The sequence below is a fragment of the Paraburkholderia sp. CNPSo 3272 genome (assembly GCF_024206495.1).
Classification (GTDB): domain Bacteria; phylum Pseudomonadota; class Gammaproteobacteria; order Burkholderiales; family Burkholderiaceae; genus Paraburkholderia.
Window position 1 is genome coordinate 40,908 of the sequence record NZ_JAMBPQ010000010.1, and the last position, 24,572, is coordinate 65,479.

The window sequence follows — 24,572 nt, forward strand, 5'->3', positions numbered from 1 at the left end:
TCGTTGCGGTCTTTGTTGGAATCGTAAGGTGAGTCCTTGGGACTCACCTTTTTTTATTACCAAAATCGCAATGGTGTTTTGACGAATTAGGGTTTTCCCTAGCGTGACCGGGCGCCTACACTGTAATCAATCGCTGACGAGCACGGTGTTCCGAAGCGAACATAAAACAGATGGAGGTCCGATCATGAACAAGCTTATCCCCGCAGTTGTCGTTGCTGCTGCTCTTGCTATCCCGGCAATCTCGTTCGCGCAGTCGAGCGAGCAAGGCCTGACCCGCGCCCAGGTGCGCGCCGAACTGGTTCAACTCGAGCACGCTGGCTACAACCCGTCGGCTGACCATGTGAACTACCCGGAAAACCTGCAGGCCGCTCAAGCGCGCGTGACCCAGGAAAAGCTCGCCGCCGGCGACACCAGCGGTTACGGCGCACCGGCAGTCGGTACGTCGCAGTCGGGTGCGGCGGTGCAACCGGCGCAAGTCGCACCGAACCAGCGCATTTACTTCGGCCACTAAGACCTGACCGAACGGAACCGCTTCAGGCGGTTCCGGCAAGCTACCCCCTGTAGTGAGTTGTCGCTGTGCGTAGTCAGTAGTTGCAGCAGAAGTGAGCAGTGAGTTGCAGTTGCAATACGCAGTGAGTGGTTGCGATAGAAGTTGCAGTCGTAGTACGCAGAGAGTGATTGCAGTAGAAGTTGTAGTTGGTGCAGTTGCAATATGCAGTGAGTGGTTGCAGTACGCAGTAGGTGAGTTGTTGCAAGAAGGAAGTTGCAGTACGCAGAGAGCAGAAGGTAGTTGAAGTTGGCTGGCGCAGTGAGAGGTGCAGCCGTGCAGTTGTAGTACGCAGTAGGCAGTATGTTGTTGCAAGGCAGTCCAGCACGGGCCGGTTCTCCACCGGCCCGTACTTTTTTTGTGGCGCGTATTGTCCATATCTAAGGACGCCATATCAAATATTGACGGGTCCGAACGTCACTCCTATGATCGGGCGGCAGTTTCCCTGACAGTTGCCTCGCTACAGGAGACGCCCCGCCATGACCCGCTCCCCCCGCAAACCCTTGCGCAGCCAGGCCTGGTTCGGCAAAGCCGACAAGGACGGCTTCATTCACCGCTCGTGGATGAAGAATCAGGGAATCCCTCACGACGCGTTCGACGGCCGCCCCGTCATCGGCATCTGCAATACGTGGTCGGAACTCACGCCGTGCAACGCGCATTTTCGCGAACTCGCGGAGTACGTGAAAAAAGGCGTGTACGAAGCCGGCGGCCTGCCGCTCGAATTTCCCGTCATGTCGCTGGGCGAATCGAACCTGCGGCCCACCGCGATGCTGTTTCGCAATCTCGCCTCCATGGACGTCGAGGAGTCGATTCGCGGCAATCCGATCGACGGCACGATTCTGCTCGTCGGTTGCGACAAGACCACGCCAGCCTTGCTGATGGGCGCGGCGTCGTGCAACTTGCCCGCGCTCGCCGTCTCGGGCGGCCCGATGCTCAACGGCCGCTTTCGGGGCCATGACATCGGCTCGGGCACGGGCGTGTGGCAAATGTCGGAGGAAGTGCGCGCGGGGACGATGTCGCAGGCCGAATTCGTCGAGGCGGAGTCGTGCATGAACCGCTCGCGCGGCCACTGCATGACGATGGGCACGGCATCCACGATGGCCTCGATGGTCGAATCGCTGGGCATGGGGCTGCCGCACAACGCGGCCATTCCCGCTGTCGATGCGCGCCGCCAGGTGCTCGCGCAACTCGCCGGGCGGCGCATCGTCGAGATGGTGCGCGAGGACGTCACGATGTCGAAGATCCTCACCCGCGCGGCGTTCGAAAACGCGATCCGCACCAACGCGGCCATCGGCGGCTCGACCAATGCCGTCGTGCATTTGATTGCGCTCGCGCGGCGCATCGGCGTGCCGCTTTCGCTCGACGACTGGGAACTGGGCTCCGATGTCCCTTGCCTCGTAAATCTGCAGCCGTCCGGCCATTATCTGATGGAGGACTTCTATTACGCGGGCGGCCTGCCCGCGGTGCTGCGGCAACTGGGCGAGCAAGGGCTGCTGCATCGGGACGCGTTGACGGTCAACGGCAAAACTCTCTGGGAAAACGTGGCCGACGCGCCGAACTACAACGCCGAAGTCATTACCTCGTTCGCGCAGCCGTTCAAGCCGAAAGCCGGCATCGCCGTGCTCAAGGGCAACCTTGCGCCCGACGGCGCGGTCATCAAGCCTTCTGCCGCCACGCCGGCGCTGTTGCGTCATCGCGGCCGCGCGGTGGTGTTCGAGAACGTCGAGGAACTGCACGCGAAGGTCGATGACGCCTCGCTCGATATCGACGAGCATTGCATCATGGTCCTCAAGGGCGCCGGGCCCAAAGGGTATCCGGGCTTCGCCGAGGTCGGCAACATGCCGCTGCCGAAAAAGGTGCTGCAAAAAGGTATTACCGACATGGTGCGCATTTCGGACGGCCGCATGAGCGGCACGGCGTATGGCGCGGTCGTGCTGCACGTGTCGCCCGAAGCGGCGGCGGGCGGTCCGCTCGCGCTAGTGCGCACGGGCGACATGATCGAGCTGGACGTCGCGGCGCGGCGCCTGCATCTCGAAGTCTCCGACGCGGAACTCGCGCGCCGCAAGACCGCGTGGCAGGCGCCCGAGCTGCCCGAGCGCGGCTACTACCGGCTGTACGTCGAGCACGTGCTGCAGGCCGACAAGGGCGCCGACCTGGACTTTCTGGTCGGCGCGAGCGGTGCGGCCGTGCCGCGCGACTCCCACTGATCGCGCCGGAGCACGCGATGACCGCGCGAGCCCAAGCCGCCGGGGCAATCGCCGGCATCTACCCGATCCTCTATGCGTTCTTCGATCGCGATAACCGCCTCGACCGCGCGGCCATGCGGCGCCAGGTCGAAGCGGCCGTGCGTGGCGGCGCGCCGGGCATCGCCGTGCTCAAGCCGCGCGGCGATTCGCGCGGCAGCTGGGCCCGCTCGCCTGATCACCGCGCATGCAGATGGGGCACGCCCTCGCTCGTCGCGACCTTGAGCTGATGCAGCGCCCGGTGTGCCTTGTTCAACTGGGCCTGCGCGGCAATTCGCTGCGCCTCCAGCTGAGCGACGTCCTTGCGTATCTGGTGCTGGCGGCCCGTCACCGTCTGTTCCTGTTCCGCATGGCGTTGAAGGTCCACGCGCAGGCGTTCGGCCTGGGCTTCCGACTCCTCGATCTGCCGCGTGAGCTCCGCGTTTTGGGCGACGAGTTGCACGCGGCGCGTTTCGCCGTCGGCGAGGCGCGTGGCTTGCTCCTGCATCAGGTGAAACGCCGAGCCGGCCGCGTCGAGGTCGTTGGCTTTCAGCGCGCGCCACAGTACGTTTTCCTGATGCAGCGCGACGAAGTAGCCGAGTGTGGGCGGATGGAAGAAGAGGCTGACCGTATAGGCGAAGCAGCGATAGACGCGGAAGGTCATCAACTCGTCGGCGGCGTGGAGCGCTTCGAATGCGGCGCCATCGGCGATCTGCACCGGGCGGCCGTTCAGGTGCGCGGGCATGACCGGCACCGGATGGAGCGTGGACACCGGCCGAGGCCCGCCGGCGCCTTCGGGCTGCATGGCTGTGCCCGCGGCCGCCTCGGCACGCGACTCGACCTCGGCGGGGGCCTCGGGCGGCGTCACGGTGGGCTCGGGCGCGGATTGCGAGACGCGGTTCGCGGCTTCGCTTGCGACGGCGCGCTGCGTGGCGGCATCATGGGCGACGGCAAGGATTCGTGATGGCGCGCCAGAGAGCGCGGCGTTACGACGGTTCAAAATGGATTTCACGGCGGTTCCCCCAGTTTGGCGCGCCAAAAACAAGGCGCTCCGCGCGCGGCAGCGTGGCATACAGGCGCCGGCGCGCAGGCAAATGGGGCGGGCGATGCGGGTAGGGCGCCGTCCGCTCCGGGTTCGCGTACTAGTGAAGCAGGCGAGGCCGGCGTGCGATGTCGTCGAAGAGCGCACGGCCGGGCTCGAGCGCGAAAAGCCAGGTTTCGTCATAGCCGCTCAGCGTGTCGAGCGCGTCGCGCAAGCGCTCGATGACTACGGCGGGGATTTCCACGCACGCCTGGGTGGCGCCGGAAAGCCGTGCGATGCTGGCGTGCTGGACCAGTTCGTCGGCGGCTTCGGCCACGTCGGCCGCAAAGATGAGATGGTTGTTCAACAATTCGACGAGGCCCGGCGACGACGTGACATCTTCGACGTTGAGCTGCAGCGAAAGAAAGGTGGCTTTGTTCATTCTCGGATCCCTCAGGGCCATGGGACTGCAGCGAGAGGCCTTTCATCTGATTATCGGGCGACGCGTGAACCAGTATAGGCGTTGACCCGCGCAAACGCAGGCCGGGCGAGCATGCCGGCGAAAAAAGGCGGCTGGAGCATGAACGATATAATGGGGGACGTTCGCTATTTCCGGCTTTTTCCGTCTTCATTCGCGCGAAAGGTGGCGCGCAAGCGAACGCCTGCGGCCCGCCGCGCACTCCACATGCGTATTTTTCGTCATACGCGAGGACCAAGCGAGGAACAGCAAGATGAATAGACAACGGCGAAACCCGGGCGCGTATGCGGCGCTGGCCGCCCTCACGGTCGTCTGCAGCGCCTGTAGCAGCACCTTCACGCCATGGGAATCCCAGAGCGCGCCCCCCATGACCACTAGCGGCGTGCCCGCGGGGTACTACCGCGTCAATCCGGGCGACACGCTCTCGCGCGTGGCCGGGGCCTTCGGCCAGCGTCCCCAGGACATCGCGAGCTGGAACCAGCTGCCTTCCGCCAACGCCCAGATCCTGCCAGGCCAGGTGCTGCGCGTCGCGCCCCCGCCCAACTACGCAACGGCTGCGCCGCAGGCGCAAATGCCTGGCGGCGCACCCGCTGCCGCCGGCGTGGCCATGCCCGCGCCCGTTGCGCCCAGCATCGCGCTCGCGTGGCCTGCGCGCGGGCCGATCCTGCAGCGCTTCGTGCCGGGCAAGTCCACCGGCATCGTGATCGGCGGCACGCCCGGCGAGGAGGTCAAGGCCGCCGCCGCAGGCCGCGTGGTCTACGCGGGCACGGGTATCGAGGCCTACGGCCCGCTCGTGATCATCAAGCACAACGACCAGGTCGTGACGGCTTACGGGCGTAACGGCAGGCTGCTCGTGAAGGAAGACGACGCCGTGTCGCAAGGCCAGCCGATCGCGGAAATGGGCAGCGGCGGCGTTCAGTTCGAAGTCCGTAGCGACGGCAAGCCCGTTGATCCGCTGCCGCTGCTCGCGCACTAGCCAAGGCGAAAGCGCGCGCTTCGCGCCCGGCCCGGCATTGCGCTGGGCCGCCGTTTGAAAATACACTCGATGGTTCTCACGCCGCGCGGCGCGCGCCCGACAAGGCGCGCGCCGGTGCGTCCCGCGCGTGCTTCCAACAAGAGGATTTCATCGCAATGATCGACCTGCGCAGCGACACCGTCACCCGTCCGAGCGAAGCCATGCTCGCCGCCATGACCCGCGCCGAAACCGGCGACGACGTATGGGGCGACGACCCGACCGTGCTGCGCCTGCAGGCGCGCGTGGCACAGGAAGCGGGTAAGGAGGCGGGACTCTTCTTCCCGAGCGGCACGCAGAGCAACCTCGCCGCGCTGATGGCGCATTGCGCGCGCGGCGACGAGTACATCGTCGGCCAGGCGGCCCACACCTATAAGTACGAGGGCGGCGGCGCAGCCGTGCTGGGCAGCATCCAGCCGCAGCCGCTCGACAACGCCGAAGACGGCTCGATCCCGCTCGAGCGCATCGCCGCGGCGATCAAGCCGCTCGACGACCACTTCGCGCGCACGCGTCTGCTCGCACTCGAAAACACCATCGGCGGCAAGGTCCTGCCGGCCGCTTACGTTGCGAAGGCCACGCAGCTCGCGCATGAGCGCGGGCTCGCCACGCACCTCGACGGTGCACGCGTGTACAACGCGGCGGTCGCCTCGGGCCAGCCGCTCGAGGCGCTCACGGCGGGCTTCGACTCGGTGTCGATCTGTTTTTCGAAGGGCTTGGGCACGCCGGTGGGATCGGTGCTGGTCGGCAGCCGCGCGCTCATCGACGCGGCGCATCGCTGGCGCAAGGTGCTCGGCGGCGGCATGCGCCAGTCGGGCGTGCTCGCGGCCGCGTGCCTTTACGCGCTCGATCACAACGTCGCGCGTCTCGCCGACGACCATGCGAACGCCGCGCGTCTCGCCGCCGGTCTTGCGCAGATCGATCAGGTGAAGGTGATGTCGCAGGCCACGAACATGGTGTTCGTGCAGTTCCCGCAGGAACACTGCGCGCCGCTGGAGGCGTATCTCAAGGAGCGCGGCATCCTCACGCAGATGCTGTACGCGTCGCGCTTCGTCACGCATCTCGACGTGACGGCCGCCGATATCGACACGTTCGTGACGGCGGTGAAGGGCTACTTCGCGCGATAAGCCGGTAGACGGGCTGGCGAAGGCGCGCTTTTCCCGCGTGCCTTTGCGTCAGACTTCAGCCGTCCGCACGGACCGCATCAATCGCATCACCCGTGCTGCACCGCCCGGTGCGACGGCGCGAACAGCCGCAGCCCGCTCGCAATGGCCGCCGCGCCCGCAAAGGCGCAGCCAAGACCCAGTGCGAGCGTCGGGCCGTGCCGGCCGACGATCCCGAAGCACAGCGCCACCAACGCAGCGCCCGTGGTCTGCCCGAGCAGACGCGAGACCGCGATGGTGCCGCTCGCGCCGCCGCTGCGTTCGGGCGGCGCGCTCGCCATGATCGCCCGCAGGTTCGGCGACTGGAAGAAGCCGAAGCCCGCGCCGCAGATCGCCATGCGCACGACGATGTCCGTCACCGCGGGGTGCGCGGGCAGCAGCGCCAGCGACGCCATGCCCGCCGAGAGAATCGCGAGCCCGATCGCACCGAGCAGGCCCGGCGGATAGCGGTCGGAGAGGCGCCCCGCAATGGGCGCGGCGGCGGCCACGACCACGGGCCAGGGCGTCATCAGGAAGCCGGTCTCCACCTGGCTGCGCATCAGCACGGTTTCGAAATAGAACGGCAGCGAGACGAACGCGAGGCCCTGCGCCGCGAACGAGCAGATCGCGGTGACCGACGAAAGCGCGAAAACCGGCCGGCGGAACAGATCCACGGGCAGCATGGGCGCGGGATGGCCGGCCTCGCGCCGGATCAGCAGCGCGCCGAACACCAGCGCCACGACGGCCGCAATGCCCACTTCCATGCCTGGCGCGCGCTGCGCCGCCTCGCCGAGCGCGAAGATGAGCGCTGCGAAGGTGATCACATTGAGCACCGCCGCGACGGGATCGAAGGCGTGCTTGCCGCGCGCCGTCTGCGGCAGTGCCGGCAGCGCGAACACTAGCGCGAGCACGCCGAGCGGCACGTTGATCGCGAAGAGCCACGGCCAGGTGCCCGCGGAGAGGATCAGCGAGGCCATGGTCGGACCCACGGCGAACGAAACGCCCACGATCAGCGCGTTCATGCCGAGCCCGCGCCCGAGCCGGTGCGGCGGGTAGAGAAAGCGGATCAGCGCCGTGTTCACGCTCATGATGGCGCTCGCGCCGAGCCCCTGCAGCACGCGCGCCCCGGCGAGCGCCGTCAGCGTGGGTGCGAGCGCGCAGGCGAGCGAAGCGACCGTAAAAATCGCGAGACCGCTGATATAGATGCGCCGATGGCCGATGATGTCGCCGAGCGCGGCGAGCGGCAGCAAAGTCGCGACCATCGCGAGCTGGTATGCGTTGATGATCCACACCGAGGCGGCGGGGGCCGCGTGCAGGTCGGTGGCGATGGCGGGCAGCGCGGTGTTGGCGATGGCGGTGTCGAGCGTGGCGAGCGCGACGGCGAGCATCACCGCGCCCATGGCGCGGCGGTTCTTCGCGGACATCGGCGCGTCGGGCGGCTCGGTACTGAGGGAATTGCGGGTTTCGCGCGCCGCGGAAAAGGTTTCGGACAAGACAGTCTCGGGCGTGTGGACGATGAAGGCTGCGGCGCGGGCCGAGCGGACGAATTTTGCGATTGTTACAGAGGCCGCCCGGTTCTGCAGGAGACGCTTCAGAGCGTGGGGTGACTGTAAGCTCTGGGTGGACGCGATCGCCATCGCGCTCCGACATATCGCAACTAACCGCCAAGCCCGTCACACGCAAGCGTGGCGCCGCTCTGCGCGCGCGCAACCGTCCGCATGGCAAGGGATCGAGGCGCCCGGCGGGTTCCGCGTGGCGGCCGGCCGCGCTCCACGCCCGGTTGGCGCGTTGCCGCACGCCACTTGAAAATGCACTACTCTGCAAATTGATCTGCGCTCGCTGGCGAGCGGTGCCGGCCTTTTTCGCCGATGCGCCGATGCGCGTCGTCCCGTTCCGCCGCGCGCGGCGCATGCCCAGAACAACCGCGCGCCCTGCATCTTTATGGGCGCGCCGCCATTTCCAGCGCTTTGCGTGGAATGCACCAAGCGCTCTGCGTGGGGCCGGAGTAAGTGCTAAAGCTCTAACTCCTGCCGACAGCTAAAGCGCCAGGTGTACTCGACAGGAGTCGTCGATGACAGCCATCGGTCTCGAGTTCGATCAGTTGCAAAGCAGCGTCGAAGCGCTGCGCCGTTCCCTCTCCAATCGCCTGATGTACGGTGTGGGCAAGGACGCCGTGACGGCCCGTCCGCAGGACTGGCTGCACGCCGCGGCGCTCGCCGTGCGCGACCGGCTAGTCGAGCGCTGGATGATCACCACGCGCCGCCAGTACGATCAGGACGTCAAACGCGTCTACTACCTGTCGATGGAATTTCTCATCGGCCGCACGTTCTCGAACGCGCTGATCGCGCTCGGCATCCACGACCAGATGAAAGAAGCGCTGGCGAGCGTGGGCGTCGATATGGACACTGTGCTCGACTACGAGCCCGACGCGGCGCTCGGCAACGGCGGTCTCGGCCGCCTCGCGGCGTGCTTTCTCGATTCGATGGCGACGCTCGGCATTCCGGGCTTCGGCTATGGCATTCGCTACGACTACGGCATGTTCCGCCAGCAGATCGTGAACGGCGAGCAGGTCGAAGCGCCCGACTACTGGCTGCGCTATGGCAATCCGTGGGAGTTTCCGCGGCCCGAGGTCCAGTATCCCGTGCACTTTGGCGGCCGCACCATGCAGCGCAACGGCCATGTGGAATGGGTCGACACGCAGCATGTGAACGCCATGGCCTACGACACGGTCATTCCCGGCTATGCCACCAGCGCGACCAACACGCTGCGGCTGTGGTCCGCGCGCGCGGATGAAGAACTCGATCTCTCGGCGTTCAACCAGGGCGACTATCAGCGCGCGGTGGAAGCGCGCAACATCTCCGAGAACGTCTCGCGGCTGCTCTATCCCGACGACTCGACGATGGCCGGGCGCGAACTGCGTCTGCGTCAGGAATACTTCTTCGTCTCCGCGACGATGCAGGACCTGATTCGCCGCTACCTGCGCACGCACAGCACGTTCGGGCGCTTCTCCGAAAAGGTCGCGGTGCACCTGAACGACACGCACCCGGTGCTGGCCATTCCCGAGCTGATCCGTCTGCTCGTGGACGTGCATCATCTGCCATGGGACGAGGCGATGCGCCACGTGCGCCGCGTGTTCTCGTACACCAACCACACGCTGATGCCCGAAGCGCTAGAAACCTGGGACATCGAACTATTGGCGCGCCTCTTGCCGCGCCACCTCGAAATCATCTTCGACATCAACGCCGCGTTCCTGCGCGAGGCGAGCGACCACGGCGCGCACGACCTCGACCTGATCCGCCGCATTTCGCTCGTGGACGAATACGGCCAGCGTCGCGTGCGCATGGCTTATCTCGCGATCGTGGCGAGCCACAAGGTGAACGGCGTCTCGAAGCTGCACTCGCAACTGATGACGCGCGATATCTTCGCCGACTTCGCGCGTCTCTTTCCTGAGCGCTTCACGAACGTCACCAACGGCATCACGCCGCGCCGCTGGCTCGCGCAGGCGAGCCAGCCGCTCGCGCGCCTCGTGGACGAAGCGATCGGGCCGCGCTGGCGCAGCGATCTCTTCGAACTGGGCGCGCTGCGCAAGCTGCGCGGCGACGCTTCGTTCGAAGCCGCGTTCCGCGCGGCCAAGCGCAGCAACAAGGTGCGCCTCGCACATCGTGCCCTCCAGCGCACGGGCATCGTCTTCAATCCTGACGCGCTGTTCGACATGCAGGTCAAGCGCATTCACGAGTACAAGCGCCAGTTGCTCAACGTGCTGCACGTGATCACGCGCTACAACCGCATTCTCGAAGCCCCGGAACGCGACTGGGTACCACGCGTCGTGCTGTTCGCGGGCAAGGCCGCGTCGGCGTACCGCATGGCGAAGATGATCATCCACCTCATCAACGACGTGGCCGCGAAGATCAACAACGATCCCGTAGTGGGCGATCGGCTCAAGGTGGTGTTCGTCCCGAACTACGGCGTGAGCGTGGCCGAGGCGCTGATTCCCGCGGCGGACCTGTCCGAGCAGATCTCGACGGCGGGCACCGAAGCGTCGGGCACCGGCAACATGAAGCTCGCGCTCAACGGCGCGCTCACCATGGGCACGCTCGACGGCGCGAACATCGAAATCGGCGAGGCGGTGGGGCAGGACAACATCTTCATCTTCGGGCACACCTCCGACCAAGTCGACCAGCTGCGTTGCGCGGGCTACCGGCCGCGCCAGGTCTACGAGGAAAACGCCGAACTGCGCCGCGCGCTCGACCAGATCCGCACGGGCTTCTTTTCACCGCACGATTCGGCATGCTACAGGGACATCTTCCACACGCTCGTGGACTGGGGCGACCACTACCTCGTGCTGGCCGACTACTCGGCCTTCATCGAGGCGCAGGACGCCGCCGACCAGCGCTTCATGGACGTGCCGGCGTGGACCGCGAGCGCGATCGAAAACGTGGCGGGGATGGGGAAATTCTCTTCGGACCGTGCGATCGCGGAATACGCACGCGATATCTGGCACGTGAAGTCGATCGAGATGGAGTGAGGGCGAGCGCCCGCGGTGCTGCCGGCCGTGCTTTCGGCGGTATCAGGGTGCTGCGGGACGCGTCGTGCCGCCTTCTGCCTGCGCCGCTTGCGCGGCCTTGGCGGTGCGCACCGCTTCCTGCACGCGTTCGAGGAATGCCGGGTCGAGGCTCGTGACCGCCTCGCGCGATTCGCCGCCCGTCACGACGTAGAGCCGGTGCACGGCTTCCTGCCAGAGCCACGCGAGCCAGCCCACCACGATCACCATCACGCCGCACGCGAGACCGGACGCCGAGCCGAGCACGCCGCCCACGACAGCGCCGGCGGCGCCGACCAGGCTGATCGCGATCGGCACAACGCGGCTGCGCCGCCCGATGACGATACGCACGTCCTCGATGTCGCGCATGGGGAAGACCTGGCCGGCCGCGGAGAGCGCGTTGCGCGTGACCGAGACGGCGGCTTCGTTGAAAGGGAGTTCCATCGGTTCGATAGCTGCGAGGTGAGAGAGCGCAGCGTACCAGAAGCGGGGCCAGGGCGGGCTCGCGGCGGACATAACGTCGCAGCCCGGACCAAGGGCGGGTTGGGCCGCCTGCCGGAGCCGCTATACTTGCGCGCTTTTAATGCCCCCGTCGGCACCAGGGATTCTCCATGAGCACACTGCCACGCTGTCCGAAATGCAATTCCGGGTTCACCTACGAAGATGGGAACGTCTACATCTGCCCGGAGTGTGCGCATGAATGGTCAGGGCAAGCCACCGCGCCCGCGGAAACCGCGGGCAAGGAGTATCGCGATTCGGCCGGCAATGTCCTTCAGGACGGAGATACCGTCACGGTCATCAAGGACCTGAAACTCAAGGGTTCGGGTGGCGTGATCAAGATGGGCACCAAAGTGAAAAATATCCGGCTGGTGGATAGCGACCACGATATCGATTGCAAGATCGACGGCTTCGGCGCCATGAGCCTCAAATCGGAGTTCGTCAGGAAGGCGTGACGAAGAGCGTCGTCGTGCATCGACTGCGATGAACCAAAAAAAGCGGGGCATCCCAAGGGATGCCCCGTCCGGTAAGGCGCGGCGTGCAGCGCGAGCTGCGGCGCGCCGAGCAGAGCCGGCGCTATGAGTCGCCGGCCGCCGCTGTTGCGCGAGTGACGCTGCTTAGAACTTGTGGCGGATACCGACGCGAACCGCGACTTGATCCTGCGAACCCGGGCCCGACGGCTGGAAAATGTTCGAGCCCGAGTCGCCGATCTGTGCCTGAACCTTCTGGCCGTTCGCGAGCGTGCCCGATGCGTCCTGATACGACACGAGGCCGTAGACGTCGGTGCGCTTGCTGAGCGCGTAGTCAAGCGATGCGTTGACCTGGTTCCAGTGAGCCGTCTGGCTGCCCGAGGTGCGCGAGTACGTGTAGCCGAGCGCAGCCGCGAGAGCCGGCGTGAAGGCGTACTTGCCGCCTGCTTCGTACGCGTTGTAGAGCGTCGACGAACCGGCGATCGGCGAGAGCAGCGTGTTGGTCCAAAGGGCCCACAGCGTTGCCGGGCCGACGATGTAGCGGCCACCGACACCGAACGAGCGCGTGTCGCGCAGCGTGCCCTGTGCAACGTTGGCGATCGTGGTCGTGGTCGACGGCGTGGTCTGGCCCGGGTACGTCTGGTTGAAGTAGGCAGCGCCGATGCTGAACGGGCCGTAGCCGTAGTTCGCGCCGAAGCTGTACGCGCGCGACGAGCCGGCGATCGGGCTGGCCGCCGGGCCCGTTGCCGGTGCGCCGGCGAACGAGGTTGAGTTCGAGAAGCCGTACAACGCGCCGAACGTGAAGCCCGAGAAGTTCACGCTCTGGAACTTGACCGCGTTGTTGATGCGGCTCGAGGTCAGCTGGTCGATGTCGTTGAAGTGGTATGCCCAGTTACCCGAGACGGTGTTGCCACCGGTCGAGTACTGCGAGCCGAGAATGTCCGTGTTGAGCGAGTATTGACGGCCGAAGGTCAGCGAACCGATGTTCGACTGCGTCAGACCGACGAATGCTTGACGGCCGAACATCGCGCCGCCCTGGCCTGCCGTGCCGTTACCGCTGTTGAAGCCGTTTTCGAGCACGAAGATCGCCTTCAGGCCGCCGCCCAGGTCTTCCGTGCCGCGCAGGCCCCAACGGCTGCCCTGCGCCACGCCGTCACCGTACGAGAACTGATGCGAGCTGCCGTTCGTACCGTTCGAGTTCTTCACGTTGCTGATGTAATTCACGCCCGCGTCGATCACGCCGTACAGCGTTACGCTGCTTTGTGCGTGGGCAACGCCTGCAATCGAGGCCAGAATAGCGGTGGTCAGAATCTTCTTATTCAACTGTTTCTCCGGGTAAAGGACGAGATGACTACTCCCGGCCTCTTATGGGCCGGTCAATGCGACGGGCTGCAATTTAAGGCTCGATAACGAAAGGAATGTGACAGTAAGGGTTTGTAGGGGAAATGTCGCCATTCTGTTGTGTAAATGCCACAGACAGGTTGTAGCCCCGCTCAACGACGCCCGAAGCCCGCTACTGGTGGCTTCGCGGGCGATTTTTCTGTCAATTCGAAAGGCTGGACTGCGGCAATCGGCCTTATAAAATTTTTTTCTAAGCTTTCTTCTATCTGCCGGGTTAATGGATCTTTTGACTCTCGCTTCAAGCTGGGTTCGATTGATCTCAAGGGCGCATTAACGGCCGATCAATGCGCGCTTTACATGGTTGATTGCCATCGATTCATGGAAATTGAAAATTAGTTACCCGAAATAATTGAAATAGCGGGAATCGCCCATGAAAAAAGGCTCGCATCACGGATGCGAGCCTTTTTACGGTAAAGCGTTGCAGATTACAGCGAAAGAAGCGAGCCGCTGCGAATGGGCTTTTCGCCGGCAATGCGTGCGACTTCCATGCCGGCCGTGGCGAAGCGCGCGCTATGGCGCGCGTACATCACGCCGCTCACGCCCGCGTGCAGCGTCGTCACAGTATCGGCGAGCGGGTCGATGACATCGGCAATCGCCGCGCCGCGTTCCACCCAGGTGCCGCAATCCACGCGAAACACGAGCACGCCGCTGGCAGGCGCCACGATCGGCTCCGTGCCCGCCAGCGGCGTGGCCGCATGGGCGAGCGGCGGCAGCGGCGCGGCCGTGCCTTCGATGACGCCGCGCCCGATCAGATAGTCGACGATGGCCTGGGCGTCGTGCTCGGCGAGTTCGTGCGAGACGTCGCGCTGGCCGCGCAGCTCGACCGTCACCGAAATCGAGCCGTACGGAATGGGGAAGCGCGTGCCGAAGTGCTCGCGCAACTCCGACCAGCAGAAGCTGTGAATCTCGTCGAACGGATTGCCGATCGAGTTGAGCGCGAGGAGCGACGCCTTGGCGTCGAGATAGCGCGCGAGCGGCTCGACGTCGGACCACAGCTCTGGGTTCGTGTAGATGTGCATGGCGGCTTCCCAGTCGCAATGCAGGTCGAGCACGATGTCGGCGTCGTATGAAAGGCGCTGAAGCGCGAGCCGCATCGAATCGAGTTCGGTTTTCGGCTTCTGCGCGGCCAGTGCTTCGCCCATGGCGGCGCGGATTGCGGTGCGGTTCGCGGCTTCGTCGGGTCCGAGACTCGCCTCGATGCTGGGCAGCACGAGCGCGGTGAGTTCGTGGAAATTACGGTTGAAGTTCTGCGCCGTGTTCGATTCGAAGCGGCCGATCATATGCCCGAGCCAGTGCTGATTCAGGCCCACGGGGTTGGGCACCGGCACGATTACGATCTCGCCGCGAAGGCGGCCCTCAGCTTCCAGCACCGCGAGCTTGCGGCGCAGCGCCCACGAGACGAGCATGCCCGGCAGTTCGTCGGCGTGCAGCGAGGACTGGATGTAGACCTTGGGACCGCCGGCCTTGCCGTAGTGGAAACTGGCAAGTTCCCGCGCGGTACCGAGGGCGGGCGCGATCAACGGGTGGTTTCGGGTTTGCATGATGGATGCGCGAGGCGCGGCGGCCCGCAAAGGTGTTGGAGTGGACGATGGCCCAGTAAGCAAGTGCTGGGGGCCGTAGACCGATCTTAGCCGATTCGACGCGCCGCCGGAACCAGCGCGCCCGCGCGCGTCTGCCGCATCGTCGTAAAAATATGGAATCCGAAATAAAATTCCGGAAACGAAAAAGCCCGGGCGGAAAGCCCGGGCTTCGTGCGCCGTGATACAGCGCCGGCGCGATTTGGAGCTTAGCTGCCGTACACGTCGAAGTCGAAGTACCTGGATTCGATCTTCTTGTACGTGCCGTCCTTGATCATGTCGGCGATAGCCTTGTCGATCTTGCCCTTCAGGTCGGCGTCTTCCTTGCGCAGGCCGATGGCGGCTGCGCCCGTCGGGATTTCCTTGCCGGCGAACTGGAAGCCGGCGCCGCGCGGCGTCTTCAGGAAGCCCAGATCTGCTTGCACTTCGTCCTGCAGCGCGGCGTCCAGACGGCCCGAGAGCAGGTCGGCGTAGACCTGGTCCTGGTTCTGGTAAGGAACGACGTTCACGCCCTTCGGTGCCCAGTTTTCCTTCGCGTAGGTTTCCTGGATCGTGCCTTGCTCGACGCCAACCGATTTGCCCTTGAGCGAGTCAGCCGTCGGGGCGAGGCTCGAGCCCTTCTTGGCGACGAGGCGCGTCGGCGTGTTGAACAGCTTCGCCGAGAAGGCGATCTGCTGCTCGCGCTGCGGGGTGATCGTCATCGACGAAAGCACGCCGTCGAACTTCTTGGCCTTCAGGCCCGGGATCATGCCGTCGAAGTCTTGCTCGACCCACACGCACTTGGCGTTCAGGCGCTTGCAGATTTCGTTGCCGAGGTCGATGTCGAAGCCGACCAGCTTGCCATCGGGTGCTTTGGATTCGAACGGTGCGTAGCTGGCGTCAACGCCGAAACGCACGGTGGACCAGTCCTTCGCGTGGGCGACGCCGGCCGAGACGGCGAGCACGGCAACCGTGAGGGTGGCAAGCAGTTTCTTCACTATGGGTACTCCTCGAGATGGTTCAGGGCGCGCCGCGTGCGGTTGTGCCGCCATGGCGCATTTTCCAGCGCGGCTCGCGCCGGATTATTGTTGGACCCGCCAGCCTGCGGCCAGCGAAGCGCGCGCAAGCTTACCAGGTCAAAATTGCTGCGTCGCTAGTGTAATACCGGATAGCGGGAAAGGGCGCCTGTAAGTGTACGCCCGTGCGCTTGTACGATTTATCGCAAAGCCTCGTCGGGCAAGGCGCGCCGCCCAATGCGGACAGGCGTTGCGGGGGACCTGGGATGGGCTGCGCGATGCTCTGACGCAACAGTCGGAAGAATGCGATGCCGCGTGCTCGCGGCATCGTTAGCGGTATGAAGGGAAAGTGAAATCGGATCGACGGCTCGCGGGGCGTTTTAGGGTCGAATGGGCCATACCGAAACGCCGTTTATTCGCGGTGCAGGAGACACATCCGGCTGCACCGCGTGGACGACGTCAGACCACGCGCACGCCCGCGCGCCACGTCGCGCGCGGCACGGGCAGCGAATCGAGCATCGTCACCCGCACGAAGTCCGCGCGCAGGCCCGGCTCGATCGCGCCGCGGTCGTGCAGGCCGGACTTGCTGGCGGGTTCCCACGAGACCGTGGCGAGCGCGCGCGGCAGCGTCCAGTCGGCCTTGGTCACGAGGTCGAACGCGGCGGTCAGGAGGCTCGACGGCACGTAGTCGGACGAGAGGATGTCGAGCAAACCGGCCTGCGCCAGCTCCAGCGCCGAGACGTTGCCCGAGTGCGAGCCGCCGCGCACCACGTTCGGCGCACCCATGATCGTCGCGATGCCGCGCTTTTTCGCTTCCTCGGCGGCCACGCGCGTGGTCGGGAATTCGGCGAGCACGATGCCTTCGGCCGCGGCCTGCTCGACGTGCTCTACGAGCGTGTCGTCGTGGCTCGCAAGCGGGATATTGCGCGTGCGGCAGCGCTGCACGATTTCCAGGCGGTGCGCGTCCGCGTAGCGTTCCTGCTCCGTGGCCATTTCGGCGAGCATCGTGTCGGTCTGCTCGTCGGTCCACTTGCCATGGCGCTCCTGAAATTTGCGCCATTGCTCACGGTCGTGCCACTGGCGCTGGCCCGGCGTGTGGTCCATCACCGAGGCGAGGCGCAGCAGCGGGTGGTCGCTGAGCGTGTCGAACAGCTCGATCACGTCTTCGGTGGCGATCTCGCAGCGCAAGTGCAGGAAGTGCTCGGCGCGCAGCAAGTTGCGCTCGGAAAAGCGCGTCAGCGCCTGGGCGCTCGCGAGCTGCACGTCGCGGCCGCGCACGCCCACGGCGAGGCGCGTGCCGATGGCCAGCGCGTCGAATACCGTGGTGATGCCGGCGGCGGCGATCTGCGCGTCGTGAATGACGAATGCGGCGTCGGTGTTCCAGTGCACGCCGGGGCGCGGCGCGAGGTGCTTTTCCAGGTTGTCGGTGTGCAGTTCGACGAGACCGGGCAGCAGGAAGTCACCTTCCCAGTCTTCGGCTTCGGGCGCGGCGGTCGAGCCGCGCGAGATGTCGCGGATCTTGCCGTCTTCCACGCTTAGCGTGCCGGTGAAAACGTCGTCTCGCGTCACGATGCGAGCGTTTTTAATCAACATCGTCTGGCTCCGTATCAGATATCGGTTTGCGCCGTTCAGGCGGGATTCAGGCTGCGGCGCTGAGCGGCGCTTGCGCGCGCGGCGCGCTGAGTTCGAGTACGCGGGTGGCGACGCGCTCGCGCGTGTCCTCGTCGTGGAATACGCCGACGATCGCTGCGCCGCGCTCGCGCGCCTCGCCAATCAGGCTCGCGACGACTTCGCGATTTTCTGCGTCGAGCGAGGCCGTGGGTTCGTCCAGCAAGAGCACGCGATGCTGTGCGATCAGGCCCCGCGCGATGTTCACGCGCTGCTGCTCGCCGCCCGAAAACGTGGCGGGCGCGAGCGGCCAGAGGCGCTGCGGCACGTTCAGGCGTGCCAGCAGCGTTTGTGCGCGCTCGCGTGCTTCGTTTTCTTCCACGCCGCGCGAAACGAGCGGCGCGGCCACGATGTCGAGCGCGCTCACGCGCGGAATCACGCGCAGAAACTGGCTCACGTAGCCCACCACGTTGCGGCGCAGGCGCAGGATGTCGTGGGGCGCCGCGCCCGTGATCTCCAGATGCTCGAGCGGCGCGCCCTCGTCGCGGATCGCAATCGAGCCGCCGCTGGCGAGATAGTTGCCATACAGGCAGCGCAGGAAGGTGCTCTTGCCCGCGCCTGAGGGCCCGACCAGCACGATGCATTCGCCGCGCTCCACGTCGAGCGAAACGCCCGCGAGCGCTTCGATGCCGATGCCGCCCTGGCCGTGCAGCGTGAAGGTCTTGCGCACGTCTTCGGCGCGCAGCATGAGCGCCGGTCTTTCGAGGAACGCGCGCGTGCCCGGTGATGAGTTCAGAGTCATGTCGTTCATCCTAGACCGGCAGCACGGATGCCACCAGCGTCTGCGTATAGGGATGTTGCGGGTCGTCCAGCACCTGGTCGGTCAGGCCCGATTCGACCACCGTGCCGCCTTGCATCACCATCAAGCGGTGCGCGAGCAGCCGCGCCACGCCGATGTCGTGCGTGACGATCAGCACCGAAAGATGCAGATTGGTCGTGAGCGTGCGCAGCAGGTCGAGCAGGCGCGCCTGCACGGACACGTCGAGACCCGCCGTGGGCTCGTCCATGAACACGAGGCGCGGGCCCGTGACGAGATTGCGCGCGATTTGCAGGCGCTGCTGCATGCCGCCCGAAAACGCCGAGGGCAATTCGTCGATGCGCTGCGCGTCCAGCTCCACGCGCTGCATCCACTGCTGCGCCGTGTTGCGGATTTGCCCGTAGTGACGTGCGCCGACGGCCATCAGCGGCTCGCCGATATTGGCGCCGGCCGAGACGCCCGCACGCAGCCCGTCGCGCGGATTCTGCTGCACGAAGCCCCATTCGGTGCGCGCGAGCAGGCGCCGGCGCGGCTCGGAAAGCGTGCGCAGGTCGAGCGTTTCGCCGTTCGCGCTCGTGTACTGCAGTTCGCCTGAATCGCTTTCGGTGCGCAGCGCGAGCGTGTTGAGCAGCGTGGTCTTGCCCGAGCCCGATTCGCCGACGATGCACAGCACCTCGCCGGGATACAGGTCGAAGCTCACGTCGCGGCAGCCGTTGCGGCCGCCGTACTGCTTCGTGAGCGATCTTGCGCTTAGCAGCGGCGTCATGCTTTCTCTCCTGCTTCATTCGTTGCGTGCGCATCGATCTGCTCACGGCGGTCGTGGCAGTAGTCGCTGTCCGAGCAGACGAACATGCGTTTGCCCGAGTCGTCGACGATCATCTCGTCGAGGAAGCTCTCGCGCGAGCCGCACAGGGCGCACGCATGCTCCCAGCGCTGCACTTCGAACGGATGGTCGTCGAAGTCGAGGCTCTTCACCGGCGTGTACGGCGGAATCGCGTAGATGCGGCGCTCGCGGCCCGCGCCGAACAACTGAAGCGCGGCGTTCATGTGCAGCTTGGGGTTGTCGAACTTCGGAATCGGCGAGGGCGACGTGAGATAACGGCCGTTCACGGTCACCGGGTAGTCGTACGTCGTGGCGATGCTGCCGTGCTGCACGATGTCCTCATAAAGCTTCACGCTGATGAGGCCGTAGTCGGCCAGCGCATGCAGCTTCTTGCATTCGGCCACACGCGGCTCGAGCCGGAACAGCGGCTCGGGCATCGGCACCTGGTACACGAGGATCTGCTTGTCCGTGAGCGGCGTTTCGGGAATGCGGTGCCGCGTCTGGACGATCGACGCCTCGCTCGTGCGGCGCGTGGTGGCCACACCCGTGGTGCGCGCGAAAAAGCGGCGGATGTTCACGGCGTTCGTGGTGTCGTCCGAGCCCTGGTCGATCACCTTGAGCGTGTCCTTCGCGCCGATGATCGCCGCCGTCACCTGGATGCCGCCCGTGCCCCAGCCATACGGCAGCGGCATTTCGCGCGAGGCGAACGGCACCTGGTAGCCCGGCACGGCCACGGCCTTGAGGAGAGCGCGGCGCAGCATGCGTTTGGTCTGCTCGTCGAGGTACGCGAAGTTGTAGCCCGAGACGGCCTGAGTTTCGTGTGACGCGACTTCGGCTGCGGTGGATTGCAAGGTATCGGGCGCGTTCATGCGGCCTCCTTGTTTTGCACATCGGCATCGGCATCGGCCCCGGTGCCGTTTTCGTGCTGCGCGCGCAGCTTGCGCACGAGTTCCAGCTCGGCCTGGAAGTCCACGTAGTGCGGCAGCTTCAGGTGTTGAACGAAGCCTGAGGCTTCCACGTTGTCGCTGTGCGAGAGCATGAATTCGATGTCCTGAGTCGGCGAGGCGATCGTCTCGCCCAGCTCCTCGGCTCGCAGCGCGCGATCCACCAGCGCCATCGCCATGGCCTTGCGCTCCGCGTGGCCGAACGCGAGACCGTAGCCTTGCGTGAATTGCGGCGGCACGTCTTTCGCGCCCGCGAACTGGTTGATCATCTGGCACTCGGTCAAGTCGATCTCGCCGATTTCGACGGCTTCGTCGAGTTCGTCCAGCATCATTTCTACGCACACCGAACCAAATCGGATCTCGCCCGCGAACGGGTGCGAATGCGCGTAGCCGCGCTGCGTGGCATAGCCCATCGCGAGCAGGAAGCCTTCGTCGCCGCGTGCGAGATTTTGCAGGCGCACCGTGCGGTCGGCAGGGAACGCGAGCGGCTCGCGCGAGAGGTCGCCGGGCTCGCGCGCCTGCGGGGAGCGCGTTTCCTGCTCGATCAGCCCTTCCTTGTCGAGCAGGGAGACCACGCGCGGCATCGCTTCTTCGGGCGGGGTTGCTCGCAGCGCCGGGGGCTCGGCGCTCGCGGCATCGTCGCCTTCGGCCAGCAGCGCGAAGTCGAGCAGGCGCTGCGTGTAATCGTAGGTCGCGCCGAGCACCTGGCCGCCGGGCACGTCCTTGAAGGTCGCGGAAATGCGGCGCTCCACCACCATGTTTTCCGTTTCGACCGGCTGTGTGTAGCCAAAACGCGGCAGCGTGGTGCGATAGGCGCGCAGCAAAAAGATCGCTTCGACGAGATCGCCCGCGGCCTGCTTGATGGCGAGCGCGGCAAGTTCTTCGTCGTAGACCGAACCTTCGGCCATCACACGCGCCACGGCCAGACGCATCTGTTCGCGGATCTGCGCGACGCTCAGCTCGGGCACGCGCGTATCGCCGCGGCGGGCCTCGTCGAGCAGACGCCACGACGCTTCGATCGCGCGCTCTCCTCCTTTGACGGCGACGTACATCAGTGCATCTCCACGAGAGTGGTGCGCGGCAGGCCCATCAGGCGGTCGCCGCACACGAGATAGAAGTCGATGCCGCACGGGAAGTGCGGCGCGAGGGCGGCGCGTTCGCGCCAGAAGCGCTCGGGCAGACCGACGGGTGCAATGCTACAGGTCGTTTCGATGCCGGGGCCGCGCAGCGTGAGCGCCGCGCCGCCAGTGAGCGAATCGACACGCACGAACACCGTGGCGGATTGCTCCGGCGACTCCGGCGTGCCGCTCGCGAAGTCTTCGAGCGGCGGCAGCGCCGCGGCGTTGTGCACATAGGCGAACGCGGCTTCGCGCGCCTGCTGTGCAAGCGGCGCGCCTGCATGAAAGCGCAGGGCGGCCGCGAGTGCGGCGTCGGGCTGGGCGAGCCACACCGGCGTGGCGTAGTCTGCGAGTGCGAGCAGCGAGGCGAAGGCAGCGAGGCCGGCGCGCGCGGGGGACGCATCCGCCGCCGTGGCCGCCGGCAGCGGCGTTTCGATCACGCCGATCGTGCCGGGTCGCGCGAGCGCGTCGAGCAGCGTGCGGAACACGGTCTGCGTGTCGTGAACCGGATCGCCGAAGCCGGGCGCGAGTGCGGCGAGCAAATCGGGCGTCATGGCATTGCGTGGGTCGCTCATGCGTCACCTCGAACCATCGTGAAGAACTCGACCCGCGTGCTGGCGGCGTCGGCGCGGCGCGCGTCGCGTTGTGCGGCGAGACGCGCGGCGAGCGGCTCGATCAACCGGGCGTGCAACTGGTCGTGGCGCGCGGGGAGTTGCAGCAGCGCGTCGGCGAGCGCGGCCAGTTCGGCGCGGCGCTTGTCGCGGCCCAGATGGCATGCCACGCCGACCGGGCCGGGCTGGCCGGCATCGCCGCCTACGGTGACCGAGGGGCGCAGGCGCAGCGTGGCGCGCGTGACGGTGGCTTCGCCGAGGTTGAAGGCGTCGCCGGTGCCGCCAATGCGCCCGCGTACCATGGCCAGTCCGGTTTGTGGCGGACGCAGCCAGTCGAAAGCGGGCTCAGGCGCACCGGCGAGCGCGACGCTCAGCGCCGCTTCGAGCTCAGCGCGCGGGGTGTGCGCGAGAACGGCCATCCATGCGCGCCGGATCGCCGGTGCGGAGGATGGGGTGGAGGAAGCGTTCATCGGAGTTCCTGTGTCGTGAACGGGGGAGAACGGACATGGCGACTGCGCCTTTCGAACTGCCTTGTCTGGGCCTCGATTGAACCATCTATTCATCTAAACGTCTAGACGTTTAGTGGTACAGTCGTCCAGAGCGGACGCAATGAAGGTTTTCATATTTCCATCACGCCCTGCGCACTACAATGCACAAAACGCTATTGGAACCGAGAGGAATGACAGCACCATGACATCGAACGACGAGGCGCCGTCCAGCCTGCTTGAGCGCGGCGCGGGTGTGGCGGTGTGGCGGCAGATCGAGCAGATCCTCGCAGCTGAGATCGCCGCGAAGGGCTTCGGCGAAGACGGCCGGCTGCCTAGCGAGGGCGAGCTTGCGCGCCGCTTCGACGTGAACCGCCACACGGTGCGGCGCGCGATGCTGGGCCTCGCGGCGTTGGGGCTCGTGAGCGTGGAGCAGGGGCGCGGCACGTTCGTGCAGCCCGGCGCGATCGACTACACCATCGGCAAGCGCACGCGCTTTACCGAGAACCTGAAGCGCCATCAGCATTCGGCGGCGGGCAAGCTGCTCGCGTCGTCGCGTGGCAAGGCCGACCCCACGGTCGCCAAGGCGCTCGGCCTGCGCGCGGGCGCGCTCGTCTACCGGCTCGAAACGCTGCACGAGTCGGACGGCGTGCCGCTCACTTACGCGCGCAGCTGGTATCCCGCCGCACGCTTCGCCGATCTGCCCGTGGTCATGGAGCGCGTGGACAGCACCTCGAAGGCCCTCGCCGAATTCGGCGTGACCGACTATCTGCGCAAGTGGAGCCGTATCGGCAGCGTGCTGCCCGAGGCCGAGGTGGCGCGGCGTTTGAACATCAACCGGCAGCAGCCGGTGTTATGGGTGGAAAACGTCGACGTCGATCTGCAAGGCGTGCCGATCAAGTACGGCATTACGCACTTCGCCGCCGACCGCGTGCAGCTGATGGTGGAGCACGACCTATGAGCGTGCTGCAAGAAGACTGGAACGAAGCCACGCGCTTCGCGCTTTACTATGCGCCGCCGCGCGCGTCGGCGTGGTGGCAGGCGGGCTGCGCGTGGCTTGGCCGCGATCCGGAGACGGGCGACGCGCTCGCGCCGCCGCCATGGCTCGCAGGCCTGCCGCAGCCGCTGGAAACGCTCACGGTCGCGCCGCGCCGCTATGGCTGGCACGGCACCCTCGTGCCGCCGTTCCGCCTCGCGCCGGGCGTGACGCCCGCGGCGCTGCTGGCCGCCGCGCAGCAGTGGGCGCAGGGGCAGGCGCGCTTCGAAGCCAATGTCGAGGCGGCGCTGCTCGGCCGCTTCGTGGCGCTGCGCCCCGCCGACGATGCCGGCGAAACCGCCCTGCGCGAACTGGCTGCCAACGCACTGCGCGCGCTTGGCTCGCTGCGCGCCCCGCAAACGCCCGCCGAACTCGCGAAGCGCCTCGACGCGCCGCTCACGCAGCGTCAGCGCGCTTACGTCGAAGCGTGGGGCTATCCGTACGTGTTCGAAGAATTCCGCTTTCACATGACGCTATCCGATTCGCTGAACGACGCGCAAACCTGCGCGCAACTCGTCGATGCCTGGAACACGCAGATGCACGATGCCAACCCGCTGCCGGTGGAGGGCGCGGCGCTCTTCGTCGAGCCCGGACCGGGCGCGCCGTTTGCGCTGTGGCGCCGCTTGCCGTTCGCGGGAGCCCGCGCATGAAGGGCGGCCTGATCTACGTAATGGGGCCTTCGGGCGCGGGCAAGGACACGCTGCTGCGTTACGCGCGCGAGCGGCTGTCCGGCGAAGACGTCGTCTTCGCGCATCGCTACATCACCCGCGAAGACAGCGGCGGCGAAAACCACATCGCGCTTACCGAGGCCGAATTCGAGGCGCGTTCGCAGCGCGGCCTCTTCGCGTTGCAATGGCGCAGCCACGCGCTGCGCTACGGCGTGGGCGTGGAGATCGACCAATGGATGGCGCTTGGCTGCACCGTCGTGGTGAACGGTTCGCGCGCCTACGCGGGCGAGGCGTTCGAGCGCTACCCGCGCATGACGCTCGTGCACGTCGAGGCTGCGCAGCACGTGCTGGCTGCGCGCCTCGCGTCCCGGGCGCGCGAAACGCCCGAGCAGGTCGCATTGCGTCTTGCGCGGCGCGCGCCGTTCGAGGTGCCGTCGGGCGCCGCGTTTGCGCGCATCGACAACTCGGGGCACCTGGAGGAGGCGGGCGGGGCGTTCGTCGAGCTCGTGCTGCAGGTGGCGGCCGGATAGTCGCGGCGCTGTCCTTGCGCGTCGCTTAACAG

General features: G+C 66.3%; 24 protein-coding genes. 10 read left to right on the forward strand and 14 right to left on the reverse strand.

Annotation, left to right across the window (positions count from 1 at the left end):
• Positions 1–184 precede the first annotated feature (184 nt).
• The 3 genes from M3I53_RS14745 to M3I53_RS14755 all read left to right on the forward strand — a co-directional run bounded on the left by M3I53_RS14745 (position 185) and on the right by M3I53_RS14755 (position 3,020).
• The gene (locus M3I53_RS14745; RefSeq protein ID WP_201697350.1) at positions 185–511 is read left to right on the forward strand and encodes a DUF4148 domain-containing protein; all 327 of its coding nucleotides are present in this window, start codon (positions 185–187) and stop codon (positions 509–511) included.
• 515 nt (positions 512–1,026) lie between these two features.
• Positions 1,027–2,754, forward strand: coding sequence for an IlvD/Edd family dehydratase (locus M3I53_RS14750; protein WP_254316651.1), 1,728 nt, complete (start codon positions 1,027–1,029; stop codon positions 2,752–2,754).
• 17 nt (positions 2,755–2,771) lie between these two features.
• On the forward strand, positions 2,772–3,020 hold the full coding sequence (locus tag M3I53_RS14755; RefSeq protein ID WP_254316652.1) for a hypothetical protein: 249 nt from the start codon (positions 2,772–2,774) through the stop codon (positions 3,018–3,020).
• Here the strand turns inward: M3I53_RS14755 and M3I53_RS14760 are convergent.
• Positions 2,969–3,781 carry a DUF2968 domain-containing protein gene (locus M3I53_RS14760; RefSeq protein ID WP_254316653.1) on the reverse strand — a complete coding sequence of 271 codons (813 nt, stop codon included), beginning with the start codon at positions 3,779–3,781 and terminating at the stop codon, positions 2,969–2,971. The two genes, M3I53_RS14755 and M3I53_RS14760, sit on opposite strands and share 52 nt — an antisense overlap.
• 130 nt (positions 3,782–3,911) lie before the next feature.
• A complete protein-coding gene (locus tag M3I53_RS14765) occupies positions 3,912–4,232 on the reverse strand; it encodes a hypothetical protein (protein WP_254316654.1) in 321 nt (106 codons plus the stop codon).
• A 289-nt stretch (positions 4,233–4,521) separates the two neighbouring features.
• On the opposite strand from M3I53_RS14765, the gene M3I53_RS14770 reads away from it, so the two are divergent.
• Together M3I53_RS14770 and ltaE are read left to right on the forward strand one after the other, a co-directional pair.
• Complete coding sequence (locus M3I53_RS14770; protein ID WP_254316655.1) at positions 4,522–5,244, forward strand: peptidoglycan DD-metalloendopeptidase family protein; 723 nt, start codon at positions 4,522–4,524, stop codon at positions 5,242–5,244.
• A 155-nt stretch (positions 5,245–5,399) separates the two neighbouring features.
• The gene (gene ltaE, locus M3I53_RS14775) at positions 5,400–6,404 is read left to right on the forward strand and encodes a low-specificity L-threonine aldolase (RefSeq protein ID WP_254316656.1); all 1,005 of its coding nucleotides are present in this window, start codon (positions 5,400–5,402) and stop codon (positions 6,402–6,404) included.
• Between the two features lie 86 nt (positions 6,405–6,490).
• On the opposite strand, the gene M3I53_RS14780 is transcribed toward ltaE, so the two are convergent.
• Positions 6,491–7,843, reverse strand: a complete 1,353-nt coding sequence (locus M3I53_RS14780; protein WP_254316826.1) for an MFS transporter — start codon at positions 7,841–7,843, stop codon at positions 6,491–6,493.
• Positions 7,844–8,490: 647 nt separating this feature from the next.
• On the opposite strand from M3I53_RS14780, the gene M3I53_RS14785 reads away from it, so the two are divergent.
• Positions 8,491–10,944, forward strand: a complete 2,454-nt coding sequence (locus M3I53_RS14785) for a glycogen/starch/alpha-glucan phosphorylase (protein ID WP_254316657.1) — start codon at positions 8,491–8,493, stop codon at positions 10,942–10,944.
• A 42-nt stretch (positions 10,945–10,986) separates the two neighbouring features.
• Here the strand turns inward: M3I53_RS14785 and M3I53_RS14790 are convergent, their stop codons facing one another.
• On the reverse strand, positions 10,987–11,403 hold the full coding sequence (locus M3I53_RS14790; RefSeq protein ID WP_133187842.1) for a DUF6232 family protein: 417 nt from the start codon (positions 11,401–11,403) through the stop codon (positions 10,987–10,989).
• Between the two features lie 167 nt (positions 11,404–11,570).
• On the opposite strand from M3I53_RS14790, the gene M3I53_RS14795 reads away from it, so the two are divergent.
• Complete coding sequence (locus M3I53_RS14795; RefSeq protein ID WP_254316658.1) at positions 11,571–11,912, forward strand: zinc ribbon domain-containing protein YjdM; 342 nt, start codon at positions 11,571–11,573, stop codon at positions 11,910–11,912.
• A 162-nt stretch (positions 11,913–12,074) separates the two neighbouring features.
• Here the strand turns inward: M3I53_RS14795 and M3I53_RS14800 are convergent, their stop codons facing one another.
• The 10 genes from M3I53_RS14800 to phnG form a co-directional block, all read right to left on the reverse strand.
• The gene (locus tag M3I53_RS14800; protein ID WP_254316659.1) at positions 12,075–13,250 is read right to left on the reverse strand and encodes a porin; all 1,176 of its coding nucleotides are present in this window, start codon (positions 13,248–13,250) and stop codon (positions 12,075–12,077) included.
• Positions 13,251–13,753: 503 nt separating this feature from the next.
• Entirely contained in the window at positions 13,754–14,869 is a 1,116-nt protein-coding gene (locus M3I53_RS14805; protein WP_254316660.1) for a succinylglutamate desuccinylase/aspartoacylase family protein, read from the reverse strand.
• Between the two features lie 245 nt (positions 14,870–15,114).
• A complete protein-coding gene (locus M3I53_RS14810; protein WP_254316661.1) occupies positions 15,115–15,882 on the reverse strand; it encodes an ABC transporter substrate-binding protein in 768 nt (255 codons plus the stop codon).
• Between the two features lie 477 nt (positions 15,883–16,359).
• A complete protein-coding gene (locus M3I53_RS14815; RefSeq protein ID WP_254316662.1) occupies positions 16,360–17,493 on the reverse strand; it encodes an alpha-D-ribose 1-methylphosphonate 5-triphosphate diphosphatase in 1,134 nt (377 codons plus the stop codon).
• Between the two features lie 46 nt (positions 17,494–17,539).
• The gene (gene phnL / locus M3I53_RS14820; protein WP_254316663.1) at positions 17,540–18,310 is read right to left on the reverse strand and encodes a phosphonate C-P lyase system protein PhnL; all 771 of its coding nucleotides are present in this window, start codon (positions 18,308–18,310) and stop codon (positions 17,540–17,542) included.
• Between the two features lie 10 nt (positions 18,311–18,320).
• Positions 18,321–19,091, reverse strand: a complete 771-nt coding sequence (gene phnK / locus M3I53_RS14825) for a phosphonate C-P lyase system protein PhnK (RefSeq protein ID WP_254316664.1) — start codon at positions 19,089–19,091, stop codon at positions 18,321–18,323.
• On the reverse strand, positions 19,088–20,017 hold the full coding sequence (locus M3I53_RS14830) for an alpha-D-ribose 1-methylphosphonate 5-phosphate C-P-lyase PhnJ (protein ID WP_302057694.1): 930 nt from the start codon (positions 20,015–20,017) through the stop codon (positions 19,088–19,090). Before M3I53_RS14830 ends, phnK begins: the two co-directional genes overlap by 4 nt.
• On the reverse strand, positions 20,014–21,144 hold the full coding sequence (locus M3I53_RS14835; RefSeq protein ID WP_254316665.1) for a carbon-phosphorus lyase complex subunit PhnI: 1,131 nt from the start codon (positions 21,142–21,144) through the stop codon (positions 20,014–20,016). Before M3I53_RS14835 ends, M3I53_RS14830 begins: the two co-directional genes overlap by 4 nt.
• A complete protein-coding gene (gene phnH / locus M3I53_RS14840; protein WP_254316666.1) occupies positions 21,144–21,785 on the reverse strand; it encodes a phosphonate C-P lyase system protein PhnH in 642 nt (213 codons plus the stop codon). Before phnH ends, M3I53_RS14835 begins: the two co-directional genes overlap by 1 nt.
• Complete coding sequence (gene phnG, locus M3I53_RS14845) at positions 21,782–22,291, reverse strand: phosphonate C-P lyase system protein PhnG (RefSeq protein ID WP_254316667.1); 510 nt, start codon at positions 22,289–22,291, stop codon at positions 21,782–21,784. Before phnG ends, phnH begins: the two co-directional genes overlap by 4 nt.
• A 220-nt stretch (positions 22,292–22,511) precedes the next feature.
• On the opposite strand from phnG, the gene phnF reads away from it, so the two are divergent.
• Genes phnF through phnN form a run of 3 tightly spaced genes read left to right on the forward strand, consistent with a single transcriptional unit; the run spans position 22,512 to position 24,540 of the window.
• On the forward strand, positions 22,512–23,267 hold the full coding sequence (phnF, locus tag M3I53_RS14850) for a phosphonate metabolism transcriptional regulator PhnF (RefSeq protein ID WP_254316668.1): 756 nt from the start codon (positions 22,512–22,514) through the stop codon (positions 23,265–23,267).
• Complete coding sequence (locus tag M3I53_RS14855) at positions 23,264–23,992, forward strand: DUF1045 domain-containing protein (RefSeq protein ID WP_254316669.1); 729 nt, start codon at positions 23,264–23,266, stop codon at positions 23,990–23,992. Before phnF ends, M3I53_RS14855 begins: the two co-directional genes overlap by 4 nt.
• A complete protein-coding gene (gene phnN, locus M3I53_RS14860; protein ID WP_254316670.1) occupies positions 23,989–24,540 on the forward strand; it encodes a phosphonate metabolism protein/1,5-bisphosphokinase (PRPP-forming) PhnN in 552 nt (183 codons plus the stop codon). The genes M3I53_RS14855 and phnN overlap by 4 nt, the downstream gene beginning before the upstream one ends.
• Positions 24,541–24,572: the final 32 nt, after the last annotated feature.